This is a genomic window from Dryocola mayonis, assembly GCF_051307045.1.
In the GTDB taxonomy this organism is placed as follows: Bacteria; Pseudomonadota; Gammaproteobacteria; order Enterobacterales; family Enterobacteriaceae; genus Dryocola.
Map to the genome: position 1 here is coordinate 975,874 of NZ_CP150452.1, position 20,509 is coordinate 996,382.

General features: G+C 56.5%; 19 protein-coding genes and 3 pseudogenes. 9 read left to right on the forward strand and 13 right to left on the reverse strand.

The window, feature by feature from the left end; all coding sequences use genetic code 11:
- Window position 1 precedes the first annotated feature (1 nt).
- On the forward strand, window positions 2-973 hold the full coding sequence (gene secF, locus WLO32_RS04715; protein WP_435947359.1) for a protein translocase subunit SecF: 972 nt from the start codon (window positions 2-4) through the stop codon (window positions 971-973).
- A 198-nt stretch (window positions 974-1,171) separates the two neighbouring features.
- Here secF and WLO32_RS04720 read toward each other — a convergent pair.
- Together WLO32_RS04720 and WLO32_RS04725 are read right to left on the reverse strand one after the other, a co-directional pair.
- Window positions 1,172-2,057: pseudogene (locus WLO32_RS04720) on the reverse strand (nucleoside-specific channel-forming protein Tsx).
- Between the two features lie 361 nt (window positions 2,058-2,418).
- On the reverse strand, window positions 2,419-2,967 hold the full coding sequence (locus tag WLO32_RS04725) for a DUF3251 domain-containing protein (RefSeq protein ID WP_435947360.1): 549 nt from the start codon (window positions 2,965-2,967) through the stop codon (window positions 2,419-2,421).
- 150 nt (window positions 2,968-3,117) lie between these two features.
- On the opposite strand from WLO32_RS04725, the gene nrdR reads away from it, so the two are divergent.
- The 6 genes and pseudogenes from nrdR to pgpA all read left to right on the forward strand — a co-directional run bounded on the left by nrdR (window position 3,118) and on the right by pgpA (window position 7,205).
- Entirely contained in the window at window positions 3,118-3,567 is a 450-nt protein-coding gene (gene nrdR / locus WLO32_RS04730; protein ID WP_064516598.1) for a transcriptional regulator NrdR, read from the forward strand.
- A gap of 4 nt (window positions 3,568-3,571) precedes the next feature.
- Window positions 3,572-4,681, forward strand: coding sequence for a bifunctional diaminohydroxyphosphoribosylaminopyrimidine deaminase/5-amino-6-(5-phosphoribosylamino)uracil reductase RibD (gene ribD / locus WLO32_RS04735; RefSeq protein WP_435947361.1), 1,110 nt, complete (start codon window positions 3,572-3,574; stop codon window positions 4,679-4,681).
- A gap of 85 nt (window positions 4,682-4,766) precedes the next feature.
- A pseudogene (gene ribH / locus WLO32_RS04740) lies at window positions 4,767-5,238 on the forward strand (6,7-dimethyl-8-ribityllumazine synthase).
- Between the two features lie 20 nt (window positions 5,239-5,258).
- Entirely contained in the window at window positions 5,259-5,678 is a 420-nt protein-coding gene (nusB, locus tag WLO32_RS04745; protein WP_121265315.1) for a transcription antitermination factor NusB, read from the forward strand.
- Between the two features lie 56 nt (window positions 5,679-5,734).
- The gene (gene thiL, locus WLO32_RS04750) at window positions 5,735-6,712 is read left to right on the forward strand and encodes a thiamine-phosphate kinase (protein ID WP_435947362.1); all 978 of its coding nucleotides are present in this window, start codon (window positions 5,735-5,737) and stop codon (window positions 6,710-6,712) included.
- Window positions 6,690-7,205 carry a phosphatidylglycerophosphatase A gene (gene pgpA, locus WLO32_RS04755; protein WP_435947363.1) on the forward strand — a complete coding sequence of 172 codons (516 nt, stop codon included), beginning with the start codon at window positions 6,690-6,692 and terminating at the stop codon, window positions 7,203-7,205. Before thiL ends, pgpA begins: the two co-directional genes overlap by 23 nt.
- Window positions 7,206-7,234: 29 nt before the next feature.
- On the opposite strand, the gene WLO32_RS04760 is transcribed toward pgpA, so the two are convergent.
- From WLO32_RS04760 to xseB, 4 genes are all read right to left on the reverse strand, one after another.
- The gene (locus WLO32_RS04760) at window positions 7,235-8,209 is read right to left on the reverse strand and encodes an aldo/keto reductase (RefSeq protein WP_435947364.1); all 975 of its coding nucleotides are present in this window, start codon (window positions 8,207-8,209) and stop codon (window positions 7,235-7,237) included.
- A gap of 65 nt (window positions 8,210-8,274) precedes the next feature.
- A complete protein-coding gene (dxs, locus tag WLO32_RS04765) occupies window positions 8,275-10,137 on the reverse strand; it encodes a 1-deoxy-D-xylulose-5-phosphate synthase (RefSeq protein ID WP_435947365.1) in 1,863 nt (620 codons plus the stop codon).
- Window positions 10,138-10,167: 30 nt separating this feature from the next.
- The gene (gene ispA, locus WLO32_RS04770; protein ID WP_435947367.1) at window positions 10,168-11,067 is read right to left on the reverse strand and encodes a (2E,6E)-farnesyl diphosphate synthase; all 900 of its coding nucleotides are present in this window, start codon (window positions 11,065-11,067) and stop codon (window positions 10,168-10,170) included.
- Window positions 11,068-11,069: 2 nt separating this feature from the next.
- A complete protein-coding gene (gene xseB, locus WLO32_RS04775) occupies window positions 11,070-11,312 on the reverse strand; it encodes an exodeoxyribonuclease VII small subunit (RefSeq protein WP_435947368.1) in 243 nt (80 codons plus the stop codon).
- Between the two features lie 190 nt (window positions 11,313-11,502).
- On the opposite strand from xseB, the gene thiI reads away from it, so the two are divergent.
- Complete coding sequence (gene thiI / locus WLO32_RS04780) at window positions 11,503-12,951, forward strand: tRNA uracil 4-sulfurtransferase ThiI (protein WP_435948245.1); 1,449 nt, start codon at window positions 11,503-11,505, stop codon at window positions 12,949-12,951.
- 37 nt (window positions 12,952-12,988) lie between these two features.
- Here the strand turns inward: thiI and yajL are convergent, their stop codons facing one another.
- Both yajL and panE read right to left on the reverse strand, forming a co-directional pair.
- On the reverse strand, window positions 12,989-13,582 hold the full coding sequence (yajL, locus tag WLO32_RS04785; RefSeq protein WP_435947369.1) for a protein deglycase YajL: 594 nt from the start codon (window positions 13,580-13,582) through the stop codon (window positions 12,989-12,991).
- Window positions 13,542-14,456: a 2-dehydropantoate 2-reductase gene (gene panE, locus WLO32_RS04790; RefSeq protein ID WP_435947370.1), complete on the reverse strand. Its 915-nt coding sequence runs from the start codon at window positions 14,454-14,456 to the stop codon at window positions 13,542-13,544. Before panE ends, yajL begins: the two co-directional genes overlap by 41 nt.
- A gap of 138 nt (window positions 14,457-14,594) precedes the next feature.
- On the opposite strand from panE, the gene WLO32_RS04795 reads away from it, so the two are divergent.
- Window positions 14,595-15,086 carry a YajQ family cyclic di-GMP-binding protein gene (locus WLO32_RS04795; RefSeq protein ID WP_435947371.1) on the forward strand — a complete coding sequence of 164 codons (492 nt, stop codon included), beginning with the start codon at window positions 14,595-14,597 and terminating at the stop codon, window positions 15,084-15,086.
- Window positions 15,087-15,163: 77 nt separating this feature from the next.
- Here WLO32_RS04795 and WLO32_RS04800 read toward each other — a convergent pair whose 3' ends face one another.
- From WLO32_RS04800 to cyoB, 5 genes and pseudogenes are all read right to left on the reverse strand, one after another.
- Entirely contained in the window at window positions 15,164-16,531 is a 1,368-nt protein-coding gene (locus WLO32_RS04800; protein ID WP_435947372.1) for an MFS transporter, read from the reverse strand.
- A 147-nt stretch (window positions 16,532-16,678) separates the two neighbouring features.
- Window positions 16,679-17,566, reverse strand: a complete 888-nt coding sequence (gene cyoE / locus WLO32_RS04805) for a heme o synthase (RefSeq protein WP_121265336.1) — start codon at window positions 17,564-17,566, stop codon at window positions 16,679-16,681.
- Between the two features lie 11 nt (window positions 17,567-17,577).
- A complete protein-coding gene (locus tag WLO32_RS04810) occupies window positions 17,578-17,907 on the reverse strand; it encodes a cytochrome o ubiquinol oxidase subunit IV (protein ID WP_435947373.1) in 330 nt (109 codons plus the stop codon).
- Window positions 17,907-18,521, reverse strand: coding sequence for a cytochrome o ubiquinol oxidase subunit III (locus WLO32_RS04815; protein WP_435947374.1), 615 nt, complete (start codon window positions 18,519-18,521; stop codon window positions 17,907-17,909). The genes WLO32_RS04810 and WLO32_RS04815 overlap by 1 nt, the downstream gene beginning before the upstream one ends.
- A pseudogene (gene cyoB, locus WLO32_RS04820) lies at window positions 18,511-20,503 on the reverse strand (cytochrome o ubiquinol oxidase subunit I). The gene WLO32_RS04815 and the pseudogene cyoB overlap by 11 nt, the downstream one beginning before the upstream one ends.
- Window positions 20,504-20,509 lie beyond the last annotated feature (6 nt).

The window sequence follows — 20,509 nt, forward strand, 5'->3', positions numbered from 1 at the left end:
TGTGGCACAGGAATATACTGTTGAACAATTAAACCACGGGCGTAGAGTCTACGACTTTATGCGCTGGGATTACTGGGCTTTCGGCATCTCCGGCCTGCTGCTGATCCTTTCCGTCGTCATTATCGGCGTGAAGGGCTTCAACTGGGGTCTGGACTTTACCGGCGGTACGGTCATCGAAATCTCGCTGGAAAAACCAGCCGATCTGGATCAGATGCGCGAAGCGCTGGAAAAAGCGGGCTTTGCCGAGCCGCTGGTGCAGAACTTCGGCAGCAGCCGTGACATTATGGTGCGCATGCCGCCTGCTCAGGGCGAAACCGGCGGCCAGGTGCTGGGCAGCAAAGTCGTCAGCGTGATTAACGACGCGACCAGCCAGAACGCGGCGGTAAAACGCATTGAGTTCGTGGGGCCGAGCGTGGGCGCCGATCTTGCGCAGAACGGGGCGATGGCGCTGCTGGTCGCGCTGATCTCCATTCTGGTGTACGTCGGTTTTCGCTTTGAATGGCGCCTGGCGGCCGGCGTGGTTATCGCCCTGGCGCACGACGTCATCATCACCATGGGCGTACTGTCGCTTTTCCATATCGAAGTGGACCTAACCATCGTCGCCTCTTTGATGTCGGTTATCGGCTACTCCCTTAACGACAGCATCGTGGTATCCGACCGTATTCGTGAAAACTTCCGCAAGATCCGCCGCGGAACGCCTTACGAAATCTTCAACGTGTCGTTAACCCAGACGCTGCACAGGACTTTGATCACCTCCGGCACCACCTTAGTGGTGATTCTGATGCTGTATCTGTTCGGCGGCGCGATGCTTAAAGGCTTCTCGCTGACCATGCTTATCGGCGTTTCTATCGGTACGGCATCTTCTATCTACGTGGCGTCCGCGCTGGCGCTGAAGCTGGGCATGAAGCGCGAGCACATGCTGCAGCAGAAAGTAGAAAAAGAAGGCGCGGATCAGCCGTCCATTCTGCCTTAACCGTTTAGCCAGAGATAAAACCGCAGCCGCCGTGCTGCGGTTTTTTTTCGCCTGATGCCAGGGGCAGACGTAAAAAAGCCAGCGGTTAAGCTGGCTTGAATCCGGTAAGTCAGGGGATGGCGTATCCGCTTATCCACCCTACAAACTCGGGTTTTGGATGTCGGGCAGGCGTCGCGCCGCCCGACAAGCTGGTAAATCTTAGAAGTTATAGCCTACAACCAGGTAACCGCCCCAGCCGGTAGAACGCACGCTGAAATCGCCGTTGCCGAAGTTCAGGCTGGCGTCATCGTTCCACTGGCCGCCGTTGTGCCAGTAACGCGCCACCACCGAGTAATGCCAGTGATCGTAGTTCAGCGCCAGGATATGGCTGGAGGCGATAGAGTCGCTGGTGCGCGCATGACGGCCGTTGTTGTCGTAGAAGCTGTCATCGCCCAGATCTGAACCCCAGTCGAAGTTGGTGAAGCCGATGTAGCTCAGGTTGCCGCCCCACAGGGAGGTGATTGGCACAAAGTATTTCACCTTGAAGCGGTAGCCGTCCCACTCGTTCTCGTTGGAGGCGCCATAGTTCTGCCACTGGTACTTAGCGTACACGTTCATCGACAGGCTCATTGGCAGGGCCGGTGTCGATATCGGTGCCCAGACCCATATACCAGGTGCTCTGACGACCGGACTTGTTGCGGCCCATGTCGTAGATATAGTTGTTGGCGATAAACCATTCTTTGAACGGCCCGAAGCTGAGATCGGTGCCGGTCAGTTTATCAATGGAGAAGCGCGGTTCGATTTCCGTAAACAGTGGCGAGCCGTGGTTCCAGATACCTTTCGCGTCGGTGTTGCCGCCGAAGAAGACCGGCGCATCCAGATAACCGTAGAAATCAAACCAGTCTTTTTTGGCGAAGGCTTCATATTCCAGATAGGTATCGTTGCGGATCTGCGGCCCGAAGCGGGTGTGATAGCTGCCTACCACGTTTACGCTCTGGTGCCACCAGTCAGAGATATATTCGCTGCTTTTAGTGTCTTCCGCGTTAGCGGAGAAAGAGCTTGAAAGCGCCAGAACGGTGCCGGCCGCCAGAATAATTTTTTTCATATTATTTGCCACTGTTTTACATGATTCCCGTGAGGGGAGGAGGTGAGTCGTCACCCGAAGCCATCAACCATTGACCTGGTTTTTAATCGGCGCGCCTATTATAGAAATCCCTGCTCACAAAAATATGTTTCATTTCACATTATCGTCACATACGTAATCGATTGCGTTCACGTTTGCATACATTAAAAACGGCGTGATTGTACCTGCCACGAAAAATTAAGCAAATGAGTGTCTGGTTGTTACAAGTAAATGTGATGGGTGTCACTAAGTGACATTGGAAAAGGGAATGTAAGCTTCCCCGGCAGGGCGGATAAGCCTGCGCGATGCGCCCTGCCTGTGGTCAGCCAGCGGGACGCTGCGTTTATTCAGCCTGCGGAACGTTCGGCTGAATATCGTGAATGCGTACAAAGCCCAACTGGTCCGGCGTAATGCCAGACAGGCGCAGAGGAAGAGTGACTTCGCCTGGCGCCAGAATGCTCGCCGGAGCCGCGAACCGCTGCGTCTGGACATTTACCTCCTGATAGCTGTCCGTAGTGCCCTGGATTTGTCCCCATGCAATCTCGCCGGTGAACGCCGGCAGCGGCTTGTTGGATTCGCCCTTAATGGTAAGGGTTGCACGCGTGCCGTTTGCTTCTGCCGCCACGTTGCTCAATGACATCTGCAGATTGCCAATCTGGCTGTTCAGACGCGCCGGCGTATTCGATCCCGGCAGCAGATATACGCCGGTGGTAGACTTAGCGTTGAGCGAGTTCTGCTGGGTGAGTTTTACCGTTTGATCGCTAAGCTTTGTCATTTCCTTATTTAAGGTGCCCACCTCCTGACGCATCTGGTGCACTTCGGTTGGCTGGGCGCAGGCGGTCAGGCTTATCAGGCCGCCTGCCAGGAAAAATCTTAAGTAAGTCTTTGTCATAGCTTGTAATTCCTTATTCGTTATCCCTGAGCTAAGCGTAGCTGTTCGACCATGAAAAGTCATATTTCACCGATGAGGCGGGCCGCGTCTTTGTACTCCTGCCACTTCGCGGTAAACTGTTGTTAATTGAATAATCCTTCAGGACGCGCCATGCATTGCCCATTCTGTTTTGCCGTAGACACCAAAGTGATCGACTCCCGTCTTGTTGGCGAAGGCTCTTCCGTGCGTCGCCGCCGTCAGTGCCTGGTTTGTCATGAACGTTTCACGACCTTTGAAGTGGCCGAGCTGGTTATGCCGAGGGTGGTAAAAAGCAACGACGTGCGCGAACCGTTTAACGAAGACAAGCTGCGCAGCGGTATTCTGAAGGCGCTGGAAAAGCGCCCGGTCAGCTCAGATGACGTAGAGATGGCGGTCAACCACATCAAATCGCAGCTGCGCGGCACCGGCGAGCGCGAGGTGCCGAGCAAAATGATCGGCAACCTGGTGATGGAACAGCTGAAAAAACTCGATAAGGTAGCCTATATTCGCTTTGCATCCGTCTATCGCAGCTTTGAAGATATCCGCGAATTTGGCGAAGAGATCGCCCGCTTACAGGATTAGACTGATGTCGCTTGACGAAAAATTTATGGCGCGCGCCCTGCAGCTGGCAAAGCGCGGTCGTTTCACCACCATGCCTAACCCAAACGTCGGCTGCGTGATAGCCAAAGACGGCGAAATCGTTGGCGAGGGCTTTCACTTTCGCGCGGGCGAGCCCCATGCGGAAGTTCACGCTTTACGCATGGCGGGCGAACGCGCGCGCGGCGCGACGGCATACGTCACGCTTGAGCCTTGCAGCCATCACGGACGCACGCCGCCGTGCTGCGATGCGCTGATCGCCGCAGGCGTCACGCGAGTGGTGGCGGCGATGCAGGATCCCAATCCGCAGGTTGCCGGGCGTGGGCTCTATCGCCTGCAGCAGGCCGGAGTCGAGGTCAGCCACGGGCTGATGATGAACGAGGCGGAAGCCCTTAATCGCGGCTTCCTTAAACGGATGCGTACCGGCTTTCCCTATATCCAGCTTAAGCTGGGCGCTTCGCTGGATGGCCGCACGGCGATGGCCAGCGGCGAAAGCCAGTGGATTACTTCGCCGCAGTCCCGCCGCGACGTGCAGCGCCTGCGTGCGCAAAGCGCGGCGATCCTGAGCAGCAGCGCCACCGTGCTGGCGGACGATCCGTCGCTGACGGTGCGCTGGAATGAGCTTGATGGCGCCACGCAGGACGTTTACGCCGCTGAGGATCTGCGCCAGCCGACGAGGATCGTTATCGACAGCCAAAACCGCGTGACGCCGCGGCATAAAATTATCGCCCAGCCGGGGGAAACCTGGCTTGCGCGCTGCGCGGTGGACGAACAGGCCTGGCCGGAAGGCGTTGAGCAATTTATCGTGCCGCAGCATAACGGCCGCCTCGACCTGGTGGTAATGATGATGCTGCTCGGCAAACGTCAGATAAACTCCGTGTGGGTGGAGGCGGGCGCAACGCTCGGCGGCGCGCTGCTGCAGGCGGGGCTGGTCGACGAGCTGATTGTTTACCTCGCCCCTAAACTTTTAGGAAGCGATGCGCGAGGCCTGTGCCATTTGCCGGGCCTTGATAAATTAGCCGATGCGCCTGAGTTTAGGTTTAGCGAAGTTCGCCACGTCGGCCCGGATTTGTGCCTGCATTTGACGCCGCGTTATTAGCACCGTCAAAACGTAAGCAGTCGCCAAAAGATTATGATAAAATCCGCCCCCCTGCGGGGCTAAACAGAACCCGTAAAGGAAGATTATGAACATTATTGAAGCAGCCGTTGCTACTCCAGACGCTCGCGTCGCCATCACCATCGCGCGTTTTAACAACTTCATCAATGACAGCCTGCTGGACGGCGCTATCGACGCCCTGAAACGTATTGGCCAGGTCAAAGACGAAAACATCACCGTGGTTTGGGTTCCGGGCGCTTACGAGCTGCCGCTGGGCCGCCGACGCCCTGGCGAAAACCAAGCGTTATGACGCGGTGATCGCGCTGGGTACGGTTATTCGCGGCGGCACTGCCCACTTCGAATACGTTGCCGGCGGCGCCAGCAACGGCCTGGCTCACGTTGCGCAGGAAACGGGTATCCCGGTTGCCTTCGGCGTGCTGACCACCGAAAGTATTGAACAAGCCATCGAACGCGCTGGCACAAAAGCCGGTAACAAAGGTGCGGAAGCCGCACTGACCGCGCTTGAAATGATTAATGTATTGAAAGCCATCAAGGCCTGATTTTTTGTAAGGGGAAATCTGTGAAACCTGCTGCTCGTCGCCGTGCCCGTGAGTGTGCCGTTCAGGCGCTTTACTCCTGGCAGTTATCTCGCAATGACATCTCTGATGTCGAATACCAGTTCCTGGCGGAACAGGACGTCAAAGACGTTGACGTTAACTACTTCCGCGAACTGCTGAGCGGGGTGGCTACTAACAGCGCGTATCTGGATGGGCTGATGAAGCCTTACCTGTCACGCCAGCTTGAAGAGCTGGGCCAGGTAGAAAAAGCGGTTCTGCGCATCGCGCTGTTTGAACTGTCAAAACGTGATGACGTGCCCTATAAAGTGGCCATTAACGAAGCCATCGAACTGGCGAAAACCTTCGGCGCCGAAGACAGCCATAAGTTCGTCAACGGTGTGCTCGATAAAGCCGCGCCGCAAATCCGTCCCCACAGAAAATAATCTCTTCAGGCCGGTTAATCCGGCCTTCGTTTTTATAAATTTCAGAGGCATAACGTATGGCATACGGTGAGTTTTCCCTGATTGCCCGTTATTTTGATCGCGTAAGAAGTACCCGTCGTGATGTTGAAACCGGAATTGGCGACGACTGCGCGTTGCTGAGCGTCGCGGAAAAACAGCTGCTGGCGATCAGCACCGATACGCTGGTCTCGGGTATTCACTTCCTGCCGGATATCGATCCGCGCGATCTGGGCTACAAAGCGCTGGCCGTCAACTTAAGCGATCTGGCGGCGATGGGCGCCGATCCTGCCTGGCTGACCCTCGCCATTACCCTCCCGGAAGTCGATGAGCGCTGGCTTGAAGCCTTTAGCGACAGCCTGTTTGAACAGCTTGATTACTACGATATGCAGCTGATTGGCGGCGATACCACTCGCGGCCCGCTTTCTCTGACGCTGGGTATTCACGGTCTGGTGCCCGCGGGGCGCGCGCTTAAACGAAGCGGCGCACGTGCTGGCGACTGGATCTACGTCACCGGCACGCCCGGCGACAGCGAGGCCGGTCTGGCAATTCTGCAGCACCGTCTGCGCGTGGCGGACGCTCAGCAGGCGGACTATCTTATGAAGCGCCACCTGCGGCCAAAACCGCGCGTGCTGCACGGCCAGGCGCTGCGCGATCTGGCAAGCAGCGCCATCGATCTCTCCGACGGCCTGATTTCCGATCTTGGTCATATACTAAAGGCCAGCGACTGCGGCGCGAGGATCATGCTCGACTCGCTGCCGTATTCCGATGCGATCCGCGATAACGTCGAGCCTGAGCAGGCCCGGCGCTGGGCGCTTGCCGGCGGCGAAGATTACGAACTTTGCTTTACGGTTCCGGAACTGAACCGCGGCGCGCTGGAGGTGGCGATCGGCAATCTGGGCGTGCCTTTTACCTGCATAGGCCAGGTAGCCCCGGCTTCCGAAGGGCTGCAGTTCCTGGACGAGGGCAAACCTGTCAGCGTGGATTTAAAAGGATATGACCACTTTGCGTCGCACTAAAGACGTGGCGAAAAGCCGCCTGAACCTGCTGAATCCGTGGCACCTGCTGGCTACCGGTTTCGGCAGCGGACTAAGCCCGGTCGTACCGGGCACTATGGGATCGCTTGCGGCCATCCCGTTTTGGTATCTGATGACGTTCCTGCCATGGCAGCTCTATTCGCTGGTCATTATGTTCGGCATCTGTCTTGGCGTTTATCTCTGTCACCAGACCGCTCGCGATATGGGAGTGCATGACCACGGCAGCATCGTGTGGGACGAGTTTATCGGCATGTGGATAACGCTGATGGCGCTGCCGACCAACGACTGGCGCTGGGTTGCCGCCGGGTTCGTGATTTTCCGTATCTTCGATATGTGGAAGCCGTGGCCGATCCGCTGGTTTGACCGCAACGTTCACGGCGGGATGGGAATAATGATTGATGATATCGTCGCCGGGGTTATCTCGGCGGGGATCCTCTATCTGATTGGCCACCACTGGCCGGTTGGCCTGCTGTAAAAAACGCCCTCTTTACGAGGGCGTTTTTTTTACTTAAATCCCACCACCGGATGCGGTTTATAGGCCGTTTCCAGCTCGGCGATTTCTTCGGGTTCCAGGGTAAGATCCACCGCCCCGAGCAGGTCGTCCAGCTGCTGCTCACGCGAGGTGCCGATAATCGGTGCCGCAATCCCCGGCTTGCTTAACAGCCAGGCCAGCGCAACCTGAGCGCGCGAAACGCCTTTGTCCGCGGCCACGTTCGCCAGACGTTCGGCGATTATCGCATCGTTCCCGGCGCTTCCTTCGTAGAGCGTTTTGCCAAACTCATCGGATACCGAACGCGCCGTGGTGTCGCCCCACGGACGGGTCAGCTTGCCGCGCGCCAGCGGGCTCCATGGGATCACGGCCACGCCTTCCCGGTAGCACAGCGGCAGCATGTCGAGCTCTTCTTCGCGATAAATCAGATTGTAATGGTCCTGCATGGTGACGAAACGCGCCCAGCCGTGCCGATCCTGCAGCGCCAGCGCCTGGGCAAACTGCTCGCTGTGCATGGAAGATGCGCCGATGTAACGTGCTTTACCCGCTTTCACCACGTCGTTAAGCGCTTCAAGGGTTTCTTCAATGGGCGTGTTGTAATCCCAGCGGTGGATTTGCAGCAGGTCGACGTAATCGGTGCCGAGACGGCGCAGGCTGTCGTCAATCGAACGCAGGATCTGCGCGCGCGAAAGGCCTTCCGGCAGGTCGCCGACCTGGTGATAGACCTTAGTGGCAATCACAACGTCTTCGCGGCGCGTGAAGTCTTTTAGCGCGCGTCCGACAATCTCTTCGCTGCTACCGTCGGAATAGCTGTTGGCGGTATCAAAGAAATTAATGCCGTTATCGATGGCGTGCTTAATGATGAGGCGGCTGCTCTCTTCGGGAAGCGTCCAGGCATGCTTACCCAGGTCCGGCTCCCCGAAGGTCATGCAACCAAGGCAAAGGCGGGAAACCTTAAGATCCGTTTTTCCCAATATGTTGTATTGCATGGTTCCACTCCTGCTTATGTTTATAAGGGTTTACCCTGTAAGCATAGCAGGAGCGCAGGAGGGATTTAGTTAAGCCAGGCGCGGATTTTAGCTTCGATACCTGCGGCATCAAGACCTATTGCGGCGCGGGCTTCTTCCTGGGTGCCCTGCGGGATAAAGAAGTCCGGCAGGCCGATATTTAGCACCGGCACCCGCCTACGGTTGGCCATCAGCACTTCGTTCACGCCGCTGCCGGCCCCGCCCTGTACAGCATTTTCTTCAACGGTGACCAGCATGTCGTGGCCGTCGGCCAGCTCCAGAATCAGCGCTTCGTCGAGCGGCTTCACAAAACGCATATCAACGAGGGTGGCGTTCAGGGACTCGGCCACTTTGGCCGCGTCTTCGAGCAAAGTACCGAAGTTCAGCAGGGCGATTTTCTCGCCGGCACGCTTTTTCACGCCTTTACCAATCGGCAGGCACGCCAGCGGCTGCAGCTCCACGCCGGTGCCGTTGCCGCGCGGGTAGCGAACCGCGCTCGGACCATCGTTGTAGTGATAGCCGGTGTGCAGCATCTGGCGGCACTCGTTCTCGTCGCTAGGCGTCATGATAACCATGTCAGGTATGCAGCGCAGGAAGGAGAGATCGAAAGCGCCCTGGTGGGTTTGCCCGTCGGCTCCGACAATGCCCGCCCGGTCGATGGCAAACAGCACCGGCAGCTTCTGGATAGCCACATCGTGGATGACCTGATCGTAGGCGCGCTGCAGGAAGGTCGAGTAGATAGCGACAACCGGCTTATAGCCGCCGATAGCAAGGCCTGCGGCAAAGGTCACCGCGTGCTGTTCGGCGATCGCCACGTCGAAATATTGCTGCGGATACTGGCGTGAAAACTCCACCATTCCTGAGCCTTCGCGCATGGCGGGCGTCACCGCCATCAGCTTATCGTCGCCCGCTGCGGTTTCGCACAGCCAGTTACCGAAGATTTTTGAATAGCTCGGCAGGCCGCCTGCGCTTTTCGGCAGGGTGCCGCTTTTAGGGTCAAACTTCGGCACCGCATGGAAGCTAATGGGATCTTTTTCCGCAGGCGCGTAGCCGCGTCCTTTTTTGGTCATGACGTGCAGGAACTGCGGGCCGCTCAGGCCGCGCATATTCTTCAGCGTATTCACAAGCCCAATAACATCGTGTCCGTCTACCGGCCCGATATAGTTAAAACCCAGCTCTTCAAACAGCGTGCCCGGCACCACCATGCCTTTGATGTGCTCTTCGGTGCGCTTGAGGAGCTCTTTGATCGGCGGCACGCCGGAGAAGACTTTTTTGCCGCCTTCGCGCAGGGTGGAGTAAAGCTTGCCGGAAAGAATTTGCGCCAGATGGTTGTTCAGCGCGCCGACGTTTTCGGAGATCGACATTTCGTTGTCGTTTAACACCACCAGCATATCCGGGCGAATATCCCCGGCGTGGTTCATGGCTTCAAAGGCCATGCCGGCGGTGATCGCGCCGTCGCCGATCACGCAAACCGTGCGGCGGTCTTTGCCTTCTTTGCCCGCCGCCACGGCGATGCCGATTCCCGCGCTGATCGAGGTCGACGAGTGGCCGACGCTTAATACATCGTATTCGCTTTCCGCGCGCCACGGGAAGGGGTGCAGGCCGTCTTTCTGGCGGATGGTGCCAATCTGGTCGCGACGGCCGGTCAGAATTTTATGCGGGTAGGCCTGATGGCCAACGTCCCAAATCAACCGATCGAAAGGCGTGTTATAGACATAGTGCAGCGCCACGGTCAGCTCTACCGTGCCAAGCCCGGAGGCAAAATGCCCGCTGGAGCGGCTTACGCTGTCAAGCAGATAGCGACGCAGCTCATCACACAGCTTCGGCAAGCTTTCTTTTGGCAGCAGACGAAGCTCATTCGTTGAGTCCACCAGCGCCAGGGTCGGGTATTTGGCAATATCAAAGCTCATTAAATTAGAAACTCGTCGTGGTGTTATAAGTTATTTATCACGCTGGATGATATAGCTCGCTAACGCTTCCAGTGCCGTTGTATTTAACGACTGGCTCGCAAGACCTTCCAGCGCACGGAGAGAATCCTGGTAGAGATCCCACGCTTTGGCCCTGGCGTTTTCCAGGCCAAGCAGCGCCGGGTAAGTGCTTTTACCCAGCTGTTGATCGGCGCCCTGACGCTTGCCCAGCGTCGCGGTGTCGCCAATCACGTCGAGAATATCGTCCTGCACCTGGAACGCGAGGCCGATGCACTCGGCATAGCGGTCAAGCAGCGGCAGGTTTTTGCGCCCGGCGTCGCCTGCGCTTAAGGCGCCAAGGCGAACGGCGGCGCGAATCAGAGCGCCGGTTTTATGGCGATGAATTTTCTCAAGCTCTTCGAGAGTGGCCCGTGAGCCCTCCGCCGCCAGATCCAGCGCCTGGCCGCCGCACATGCCCGCAACGCCGCTGGCGGTGGCTAACTCTTTGACCATTGCCAGACGGTCGGCTATTTCCACACCGGGCATCGGGGCTTCACTGAGTATAGAGAACGCCAGCGTTTGCAGGGCGTCTCCTGCCAGAATTGCGCAGGCTTCGCCAAATTTAATATGGCAGGTCGGCTGCCCGCGCCGCAGGTCGTCGTCGTCCATTGCCGGCAGATCGTCATGAATCAAAGAGTAGGCGTGGATGCACTCTACCGCCGCGGCCGGAGCGTCCAGCGCCTCTTGCGCTACGCCGAACATCTCGCCGGTGGCGTAAACCAGGAAAGGACGAAGGCGTTTACCCCCTAATAGTGCGCCGTAGTGCATCGCCTCAACCAGAGGAGTGTTCTGAAACGGCAGCGGGGATAAAAAGCGCAGCAGGGCGTCGTTAGCCCTCTCGGCGTGAGCCTGGAGATCTTGATTTAAATCCATGTTTACTCGGCGTCCGGCGTGAAAGGCGTAAGGGGCGCGTCTTCGTTTTCGCTCAGCAGGATCTGGACTCGCTGTTCGGCCTGCTGCAGCTTCACCTGGCCCTGACGAGCCAGCTGCACACCGCGTTCAAATTCGTTTAACGCCTCTTCCAGCGGCAGTTCACCACTTTCCAGACGAGTGACAATCTGCTCAAGCTCCACAAGCGCGGTCTCAAAGCTTACGGGGACTTCGGTTTTTTTCGGCATAGTGAATGTCTGACTCTAATATTGTGCGACGTTGCCATGGTAGCGGACTCAATTGTGTAACGCTATGGCAAGCTGTTAGTGATATACTTTCGCGCCTCGGATGCAAGGCCTGTGCGCCTGTGCAATTCTTTAAGTCTTTCAGCCCGCATGATTCAACGCATGCATGGCTCACCAACAAATCATGAGCGCCATGAAGTTTATCATTAAATTGTTCCCGGAAATCACCATCAAGAGTCAATCTGTGCGCATACGCTTTATTAAAATGCTCACCGGGAACATTCGTAACGTTTTAAAACACTACGATGAAGACCTGGCGGTAGTCCGCCATTGGGACAATATCGAAGTTCGTGCCAAAGACGAAAACCAGCGCATCGCCATTCGCGAGGCCTTGACCCGTATTCCCGGCATTCATCATATCCTTGAAGTCGAAGATGTGCCCTTTACCGATATGCACAACATCTTCGAGCAGGCGCTGGAGCTTTATCGCGAACAGCTGGAAGGCAAGACCTTCTGCGTGCGCGTTAAACGTCGCGGCAAGCATGAGTTTAGCTCCATTGACGTCGAGCGCTATGTCGGCGGCGGTCTGAACCAGCATATCGAATCCGCGCGCGTGAAACTCACCCACCCGGACGTGACGGTGAATCTGGAAATCGAAAACGATCGCCTGCTGCTGGTGAAAGGCCGCTATGAAGGCATCGGCGGTTTTCCTATTGGTACTCAGGAAGACGTGCTGTCGCTGATTTCCGGCGGTTTCGACTCCGGCGTTTCAAGCTATATGCTGATGCGTCGCGGCTGCCGCGTGCACTACTGCTTCTTTAACCTTGGCGGCGCCGCGCACGAAATCGGCGTGAAGCAGGTTGCGCACTATCTGTGGAACCGCTTCGGCAGCTCCCACCGCGTGCGCTTTGTGGCGATTAACTTCGAGCCGGTGGTCGGCGAAATCCTTGAGAAGGTCGAGGACGGCCAGATGGGCGTGGTGCTCAAGCGCATGTTCGTACGCGCGGCATCAAAAGTTGCAGAGCGTTATGGCGTGCAGGCATTGGTTACCGGCGAAGCGCTGGGCCAGGTTTCCAGCCAGACGCTGACCAACCTGCGTCTGATCGACAACGTTTCCGATACGCTGATTCTGCGCCCGCTTATCTCTCACGATAAAGAGCACATCATCGATCTGGCGCGTGAAATCGGCACCGCTGACTTTGCCCGCACCATGCCGGAGTACTGCGGCGTGATCTCGAAAAGCCCGACCGTAAAAGCGGTGAAGGCGAAGATTGAAGCGGAAGAAGCCCACTTCGATTTCTCGATTCTCGATAAGGTGGTCGAAGAGGCAACGAACATCGATATCCGCGATATCGCCACCCAGACCAAAGAGGTGGTGACGGAAGTGGAAACGGTGGCCGCCTTCGGTCCGAACGACGTGCTGCTGGATATCCGTTCTATCGATGAGCAGGAAGAGAAACCTTTCCAGGGCGAAGGCGTAGAGGTAGCTTCGCTGCCGTTCTACAAGCTGAGCACGAAGTTTGGCGATCTCGACCAGAGCAAAACCTACCTGCTGTGGTGCGAGCGCGGCGTTATGAGCCGCCTGCAGGCGCTGTATCTGCGAGAGCAGGGCTTTAACAACGTGAAGGTTTACCGCGCTTAATTGTTAACCCTCTCCCTGAAAGGGGGAGGGTTATAACTCAATAATCCCTGTAGCTGTAAATGCCGGCGGCCATCACCAGCTGCTGCGACACCTCGTGCGCCTTTTCGCGGCCAACCAGCAAATCAATAATCTTCAGGCCGAAATCAATCGCCGTGCCGGGCCCCTGGCTGGTCAGCAGGTTGACTCGCGGGTCCCAGACCACGCGTTTATCCTGCCATTGCTCTGCCGGGATCGTCTCTTTTAGTCCCGGGAAACCGGTCATATTGCCGATGGGGAAAATCTCGTGCGGAACCAGAACCGTTCCGGCCGCTGCGCAAATGGCCGCCACAATGCGTCCGGACAGATGGAACTGACGCACGGTCTCTACCAGCAGCGGGCTGTCGCGAAAGCATTCCGCGCCTTTTAAGCCGCCGGGCAATACGATGATGTCGAAATCCCCGTCGGCCACTTCCACCAGCGGCGCATCGGCGACCAGCTTTACGCCGCGCGAGCAGGTAATGGTGAGATCGCCGCTGCTGGCGACGCTTGCCGTCGTGACGCTAATGCCGCCGCGCACCAGTAAATCGATAGTGGTGACGGCCTCCGTCTCCTCACTTCCAGGTGCCAGACAGACCAGGGCTCGAGCGCTCATATTCATTCTCCTTACGCTTAATCAGCTCATACAGGCGGCTGTTGACCGGCAGGGCAAGGCCGTGGGCCCGCGCGCGCTGCAGTAAATAGCCGGTGATATAGTCAATTTCGGTGTGACGCTGTACGCGTACATCCTGCAGCATCGACGAAATATTCGCCGCGGTGCTGTCGATAACCTGTTCGATATAGTAGAGCAGGCTTTCAGGCGAGGTGTGGTGACCGTCGCGCTCCATGACCTGCGCCACTTCGTTACAGATGCTCATCACCTCATCGTGATGATTTTTTAATTCGCCGTTAGGGCAGTCATAGAGCGCCGTAAGCGGGTTGATAACGCAGTTAACCGCAAGCTTCTTCCACACTGCGGGAAGGATAAAGTTATGCCAGGCCACGTCGGGAAGGGCCTGGTGCAGCGTATCGGCGAGGCGGCTGAAATCACCGCCTGCGGCGTTGCCCGGCCCTATATGCGTGGTGCCGTTGGCGACATGAATGATAACGTTGCCGTCGCGCTTCGCGGCATGCGTCGTCACGCCCAGCAACACGGGCTGGCGAAGCGCCCTGAGCTCATCGAGCGTGCCCATGCCGTTATGCAGCAGCAGGATCGGGCTGGAGGCCGGCAGGGATGCGGCCAGGGTTTTGACGGCCCCGGAAACCTGCCAGGCCTTGAGCGTGACCAGCAGCAGATCGCTGTCGGCGAGAAAGTCGGGATCGTTAGCCATCAGCGTTTCATTAAAGATGCTGCCGTCCACGTCCACCAGATTGACAGGGCAGAAAGGTTGAGGAACCCGCAGCCAGCCCTGGACCTCATGTCCCTGCTTATAAAGTGATGCCAGCCAGAGTTGGCCCAGCGCACCGCAACCCAGTACGGTGATTTTCATTTTGCCTCCCCATCCGCAAACCGCGCAGATGTTTTTGCTTAATCTATATTATATAGGGCTCTCTCGTGCTTTAACGGGTTGTTTTGCGCGGCCCAGCGGGTATTATGCAACGCAACAAAAAGAGAGGGAGAAGAAAATATGCCATCTTTTGACATCGTGTCTGAAATTGATATCCAGGAAGTGCGTAACGCCATCGAAAACGCGGAGCGCGAGGTCGCTACCCGTTTTGACTTCCGCAACGTGCCGGCGACTTTTGAACTGAATGAAAAAAATCAGTCCATTAAGGTCGCCAGCGAGTCTGACTTCCAGGTTAACCAGCTGCTGGATATTCTGCGTGCCAAACTGCTCAAGCGCGGCATCGAAGGCGCTTCAATCGATGTGCCGGAAGATTTCGTGCACAGCGGTAAAACCTGGAGCGTGGAAGCTAAGCTAAAGCAGGGCATTGAATCTGCGATCGCCAAGAAAATCGTCAAGCTGATTAAAGACAGCAAGATTAAGGTTCAGGTGCAGATTCAGGGTGAAGAGCTGCGCGTGACCGGCAAATCCCGTGACGATTTACAGTCCGCCATGGCGCTGGTTCGCGGCGGCGAGCTGGGACAGCCGTTCCAGTTTAAAAACTTCCGCGACTGATCTTCGGTGGATGGCGTTCAGCGCTCATCCACCCTGGGTTTTTAATCCAGGGCGGATGAGCGCCGCGTCGCCCGCCACTACGGCGTTCCTTTCACCAGCTGTTCAATCTCAAAGCGATTCGTCAGCTTGCTGTCGATCTTCACGTAGGCGCTACGCTCCTGCGTAATGATGTTCGCATCGCTCACGCCCTGGTGCGCCAGCAGCCTTGTCTTAAGCTCTACGTCATTTGCCGCATTTTCCGGCAGCACAATGCGCAGGCTGGTCACATAAGGCGGCTCTTTCATCGTCGAACTCACCAGCAGCCAGACCATCGCCAGCAGCGCGCTGGCTAAAAATACGGTTTGCGAATCAAACAGCCCGTCTATCCAGCCGCCCAGAGAGCCGCCGATCGCCACGCCGATAAACTGGCTGGTAGAGTAGATCCCCATCGCGGTGCCTTTATAACCGGCCGGAGATTCTTTGCTGATAAGCGAAGGCAGAATCGCTTCCATCAGGTTGAAGGCGAGGAAGAACAGCTGCACCCCTATCACCAGCTCCCAGAAATGCGGGCCGGAGCCCCACAGCACAATCTCAGCGATCAGCAGCAGCGCTACGCAGCCGACAAATACCCGCTTCATGCGGCGTTTTACCTCGGCGTAGATGATGAAAGGCACCACGGAGACGAAGGAAATAAGCATGGTGCACAGATAGACCTTCCAGTGCTGCGCGGCCGGGAAGCCCGCCTGTTCAAGCTGACCGGGCAGGGCGACGAAGGTGGACATCAGCATCACGTGCAGGCACAGAATGCCGAAGTTAAGCTTCAGCAGCTTAGGCTCGGCGAGGACCTTGCTAAAGCAGCCCTTCACCATGCCGGACTCGCGGTTCAGAACGTGGTTTTCAGTATTCGGCACCACCCAAAGGGTGATCAAAATGCCGCCGGCGGCCAGAATGGCAATCATCCAGAACAGGGCGTTCAGGCCGAGAGAGTGGGTAATAATCGGGCCGAGCACCATGGCGATGGCGAAGGTGATGCCGAAGCTGACGCCGATAAAGGCCATCGCTTTGGTTCGGTTTTGCTCGCGGGTGAGGTCGGAAAGCAGCGCCATGACGGCGGCGGCAATGGCGCCTGAGCCCTGCAGCGCGCGGCCAAGAATAATGCCCCAGATAGAGCCTGAAAGCGCGGCGATAACGCTGCCGAGCACGAATATCAGCAATCCGCCGACGATAAGCGGTTTGCGGCCAATACGGTCAGAGAGCAGGCCAAAGGGGATCTGGAAGACCGCCTGCGCCAGGCCGTAAATGCCGATCGCCAGTCCGATTAGCGCTTCGCTTGCGCCCTGCAACGCCATTCCATAGGTGGTAAGTACCGGCAGCACCATAAACATGCCGAGCATGCGTAGTGAAAATACCGTGCCTAAACCCCACGTCGCACGTAGCTCGACGGGCGTCATTTTGTAATCGTTCATTACCACCTCAGATGAAAAACCGGACATAGTGTAGTGCGTAGGCGGAGGAGGGTAAATCTCTAGTTATTTAACAGATATTACAGTGCGGAACTCTTGATGATACTAATAAAAAAGGGCACCGAAGTGCCCTTTTATGCGGTTCATTGCTTACCAGACGTAAGTCAGCAGATTATGTGAATCCGGCACCATAAAGTCGACGGACATCATCACCGAAAGCGAGGTAATGGCGACGATGGAAAAGACGAACAGCTTGCGCGCCCAGACCTTATCATCTTCCACTTTATAACCCCGCAGGGCCATGCCCAGCCACCAGACGCTTACCGCTGCGGCCACAACCAGGTATTTGTACCCGGCGTATCCGCCTAAGGTAAGCATCAGCGTTGCGACGGCGAAAGCGATGATATACAGCGTGATATGGTTTTTCGCGACCGAGATCCCTTTAACCACCGGCAGAACCGGAATGTTAGCCGCCTGATAATCTTTAAAGCGGAAGATGGCAATCGCATAGGAGTGCGGCATCTGCCACAGGCTAAAGATAGCCAGCAGGATCAGGGCGCCGGTATCGAACTCGTTGGCTACGGCACAGTAGCCAATCACCGGCGGCGCCGCGCCGGAAAGGCTGCCAATCAGCGTGCCGTAAACGGACTTACGCTTCATATAGAGGCTATAAACCCCTACGTAAACCACAAAGCCCATCACGCCAAGCCACATGGCCAGCGGATTCGCGCCAAACCACAGCATCATGAAGCCAGCAATACCCAGCAAGGTGGCGTAGACCAGCGAGGTTTTCGGTGAAATCAGGCCCTTTACCAGCACCCGATTTCTGGTTCTCTCCATCTTGCGGTCGATATCGCGGTCGATGAAGTTGTTATAAACACAACCTGATGCCACCACCAGCGACACCCCAACGAGGGTGAAGAGAAACAGGGGATAATCAATACTGCCCTTCGAGGCCAGTAAAAATCCCCCAATGACAGAAATTAAATTACCGAAAATAATTCCTGGTTTCGTTACTTGCAGGTATTGCTTAATCATACACGTCGCTCTTAGTGAACCATCATGTTCTGGTTGAGGTTCCACATAATCCAGATCGAGCCGACCACCAGAATGGCAATAATCAGCACCGTAAAGGCAAAGGCCACCAGGTTCCAACGCTCACTCGACGAGGTGCTCAGATGCAGGAAGCACACGAGATGCACCAGAATCTGTACTACTGCGGTAACCAGCACCACGCCGAGAAGGGTGGCGTGGGAGGCGGTACCTGACATTACCATCCAGAACGGGATCGCCGTCAGGATGATAGACAGGATAAAACCTGTCATATAGGTTTTTACGCTACCGTGGTGGGCGCCGCTGTGTTCAGTTGAATGACTCATTACATTGCCCCCATCAGATACACTACCGAGAATACACAAATCCACACCACGTCCAGGAAGTGCCAGAACAGGCTCAGGCACATCAGGCGAGCGCGGTTAGTGTTGGTCAGACCGCGACGCGCAACGTGAATCATCATGAACGCCATCCACACCAGACCGGAGGTCACGTGCAGACCGTGGGTGCCTACCAGCGCAAAGAACCCTGACAGGAAGCCGCTGCGATCCGGGCCGAAGCCTTCGTTAATCAGGTGATGGAATTCATAGATTTCCATGCCCACGAAGCCCGCACCGAACAGGAAGGTCAGCGCCAGCCAGGAGATAACCTGGCTTTTGTTGCCTTTGTTCATGGCGATAATCGCCATGCCGTAGGTGATGGAGCTGAACAACAGCAGGGCAGTTTCAACCAGCACAAACGGCAGTTCGAAAATGTCTTTCCCTGCAGGTCCGCCCGCGGTGCCGTTCACCAGAACGGCATAGGTAGCAAACAAGCAACAGAACAGAATGCAGTCGCTCATCAGGTAGATCCAGAAACCAAAGACCTTATTGGTTCCTGCATCGTGGTGCCCGTGCTCTGCGACAGGGGCGTTTGCGTGATGGAGAGTCTCAGTTGACATTTTTCAGCCCTGCTTTGGTAATTTCATCGAAATGCTGGTTTTCCAGTTTTTCGACTTCCGCAACCGGAACGTAGTAATCCACGTCTTCGTCGAAGCTTTTCGCAATCCAGGTAACGATCATGCCGGCAAAGCCCAGGATCGCCATCCACCAGATGTGCCAGATCATCGCGAAACCAAATACCGTGGCGAACGCGGCGATAATGATGCCCGCAGCGCTGTTACGCGGCATATGAATTTCTTCGTAATGGGTCGGCTGCTGGTACGCTTCGCCTTTCTCTTTCATCACCCAGAACGCATCACGCTCGTTGACGAGTGGCAGATGGGCGAAGTTGTAGAACGGAGGCGGAGAGGAAGTAGACCACTCCAGCGTACGGCCGCCCCATGGGTCACCGGTCAGGTCGCGGTTCTGTTCGCGGTCGCGAATAGAGACGTAGAACTGAATCAGCTGGCAGAGAATGCCGCAGGCAATCAGCGCCGCGCCGCCTGCTGCAACCATCAGCAGCGGGTGGAACTGCGGATCGATCTGCTGGCTCAGGCGACGGGTCATGCCCATGAAGCCCAGCACGTACAGCGGCATAAAGGCGACGAAGAAGCCGATTATCCAGAACCAGAAGGCGCGTTTGCCCCAGGTTTCGTTCAGGGTGAAGCCAAAGGCTTTCGGCCACCAGTAGGTCAGGCCCCGCGAAGCAACCGAACACCACACCACCGATAATAACGTTATGGAAGTGGGCAATCAGGAACAGGCTGTTGTGCAGCACGAAGTCAGCGCCCGGCACCGCCAGCAGAACACCGGTCATGCCGCCAATAGAGAAGGTGACGATGAAGCCAATGGTCCACAGCATTGCCGAGTTGAACTCGATGCGGCCCTGATACATGGTAAACAGCCAGTTGAAGATCTTCACCCCGGTCGGGATGGCGATAATCATGGTGGCGATACCGAAGAAGGCGTTGACGTTCGCGCCGCTGCCCATGGTGAAGAAGTGGTGCAGCCAAACGATGAACGACAGTACGGTAATGGCGATGGTCGCCCACACCAAAGAGGTGTAGCCGAACAGACGCTTTTTGGAGAAGGTCGCAACCACTTCCGAGAACACGCCGAACACCGGCAGCACCAGGATATACACTTCCGGGTGGCCCCACGCCCAGATGAGGTTGATATACATCATCATGTTGCCACCCATATCGTTAGTAAAGAAATGGGTGCCAAGGTAGCGGTCAAGCGTTAACAGCGCGACGGTCACGGTGAAGATTGGGAACGCGGCGATAATCAGTACGTTAGTACACAGCGAAGCCCAGGTAAACACCGGCATTTTGAACATCGTCATGCCGGGGGTACGCATATTCAGGATAGTCACGAAGAAGTTAATACCCGTAAGCGTCGTACCAATACCGGAGAGCTGCAGCGCCCAGATCCAGTAGTCGACCCCGACCCCCGGACTGTACTCAATTCCCGACAGCGGCGGATAGGCAACCCAACCGGTCTGAGCGAATTCGCCCACCCCAAGAGAAAGGTTAACCAGCACCACGCCGACAACGGTGAACCAGAAGCTCAGGTTGTTCAGGAATGGGAAGGCGACGTCACGGGCGCCAATCTGTAACGGCACAACCAGGTTCATCAGGCCGATAACAAATGGCATCGCCACGAAGAAGATCATGATAACGCCGTGGGCGGTAAAGACCTGATCGTAGTGATGTGGCGGCAGGAAGCCCGCTTCGCCGGCGGAGGCCAGCGCCTGCTGGCTACGCATCATGATGGCGTCGGCAAAGCCGCGCAGCAGCATGACGATAGCCACGATAACGTACATTACGCCAAGGCGTTTGTGGTCAACCGAGGTGAGCCACTCTTTCCATAAATATTCCCACTTACCGAAGTAAGTGATAGCCGCAAGTAGCGCCAGTCCCCCGACGATAATTGCCGCCACCGTAACCATGATAATGGGTTCATGGTATGGGACTGCATCCAGTGTAAGTTTTCCGAACATTTTTAT

Bases quoted from the DNA above. Each gene is read 5' to 3' on its own strand.
- WLO32_RS04725 (WP_435947360.1), bottom strand. From the start codon at position 2,967: ATGACAAAGACTTACTTAAGATTTTTCCTGGCAGGCGGCCTGATAAGC.
- nrdR (WP_064516598.1), top strand. From the start codon at position 3,118: ATGCATTGCCCATTCTGTTTTGCCGTAGACACCAAAGTGATCGACTCC.
- ribD (WP_435947361.1), top strand. From the start codon at position 3,572: ATGTCGCTTGACGAAAAATTTATGGCGCGCGCCCTGCAGCTGGCAAAG.
- thiL (WP_435947362.1), top strand. From the start codon at position 5,735: ATGGCATACGGTGAGTTTTCCCTGATTGCCCGTTATTTTGATCGCGTA.
- pgpA (WP_435947363.1), top strand. From the start codon at position 6,690: ATGACCACTTTGCGTCGCACTAAAGACGTGGCGAAAAGCCGCCTGAAC.
- WLO32_RS04760 (WP_435947364.1), bottom strand. From the start codon at position 8,209: ATGCAATACAACATATTGGGAAAAACGGATCTTAAGGTTTCCCGCCTT.
- dxs (WP_435947365.1), bottom strand. From the start codon at position 10,137: ATGAGCTTTGATATTGCCAAATACCCGACCCTGGCGCTGGTGGACTCA.
- ispA (WP_435947367.1), bottom strand. From the start codon at position 11,067: ATGGATTTAAATCAAGATCTCCAGGCTCACGCCGAGAGGGCTAACGAC.
- xseB (WP_435947368.1), bottom strand. From the start codon at position 11,312: ATGCCGAAAAAAACCGAAGTCCCCGTAAGCTTTGAGACCGCGCTTGTG.
- thiI (WP_435948245.1), top strand. From the start codon at position 11,503: ATGAAGTTTATCATTAAATTGTTCCCGGAAATCACCATCAAGAGTCAA.
- yajL (WP_435947369.1), bottom strand. From the start codon at position 13,582: ATGAGCGCTCGAGCCCTGGTCTGTCTGGCACCTGGAAGTGAGGAGACG.
- panE (WP_435947370.1), bottom strand. From the start codon at position 14,456: ATGAAAATCACCGTACTGGGTTGCGGTGCGCTGGGCCAACTCTGGCTG.
- WLO32_RS04795 (WP_435947371.1), top strand. From the start codon at position 14,595: ATGCCATCTTTTGACATCGTGTCTGAAATTGATATCCAGGAAGTGCGT.
- WLO32_RS04800 (WP_435947372.1), bottom strand. From the start codon at position 16,531: ATGAACGATTACAAAATGACGCCCGTCGAGCTACGTGCGACGTGGGGT.
- cyoE (WP_121265336.1), bottom strand. From the start codon at position 17,566: ATGATTAAGCAATACCTGCAAGTAACGAAACCAGGAATTATTTTCGGT.
- WLO32_RS04810 (WP_435947373.1), bottom strand. From the start codon at position 17,907: ATGAGTCATTCAACTGAACACAGCGGCGCCCACCACGGTAGCGTAAAA.
- WLO32_RS04815 (WP_435947374.1), bottom strand. From the start codon at position 18,521: ATGTCAACTGAGACTCTCCATCACGCAAACGCCCCTGTCGCAGAGCAC.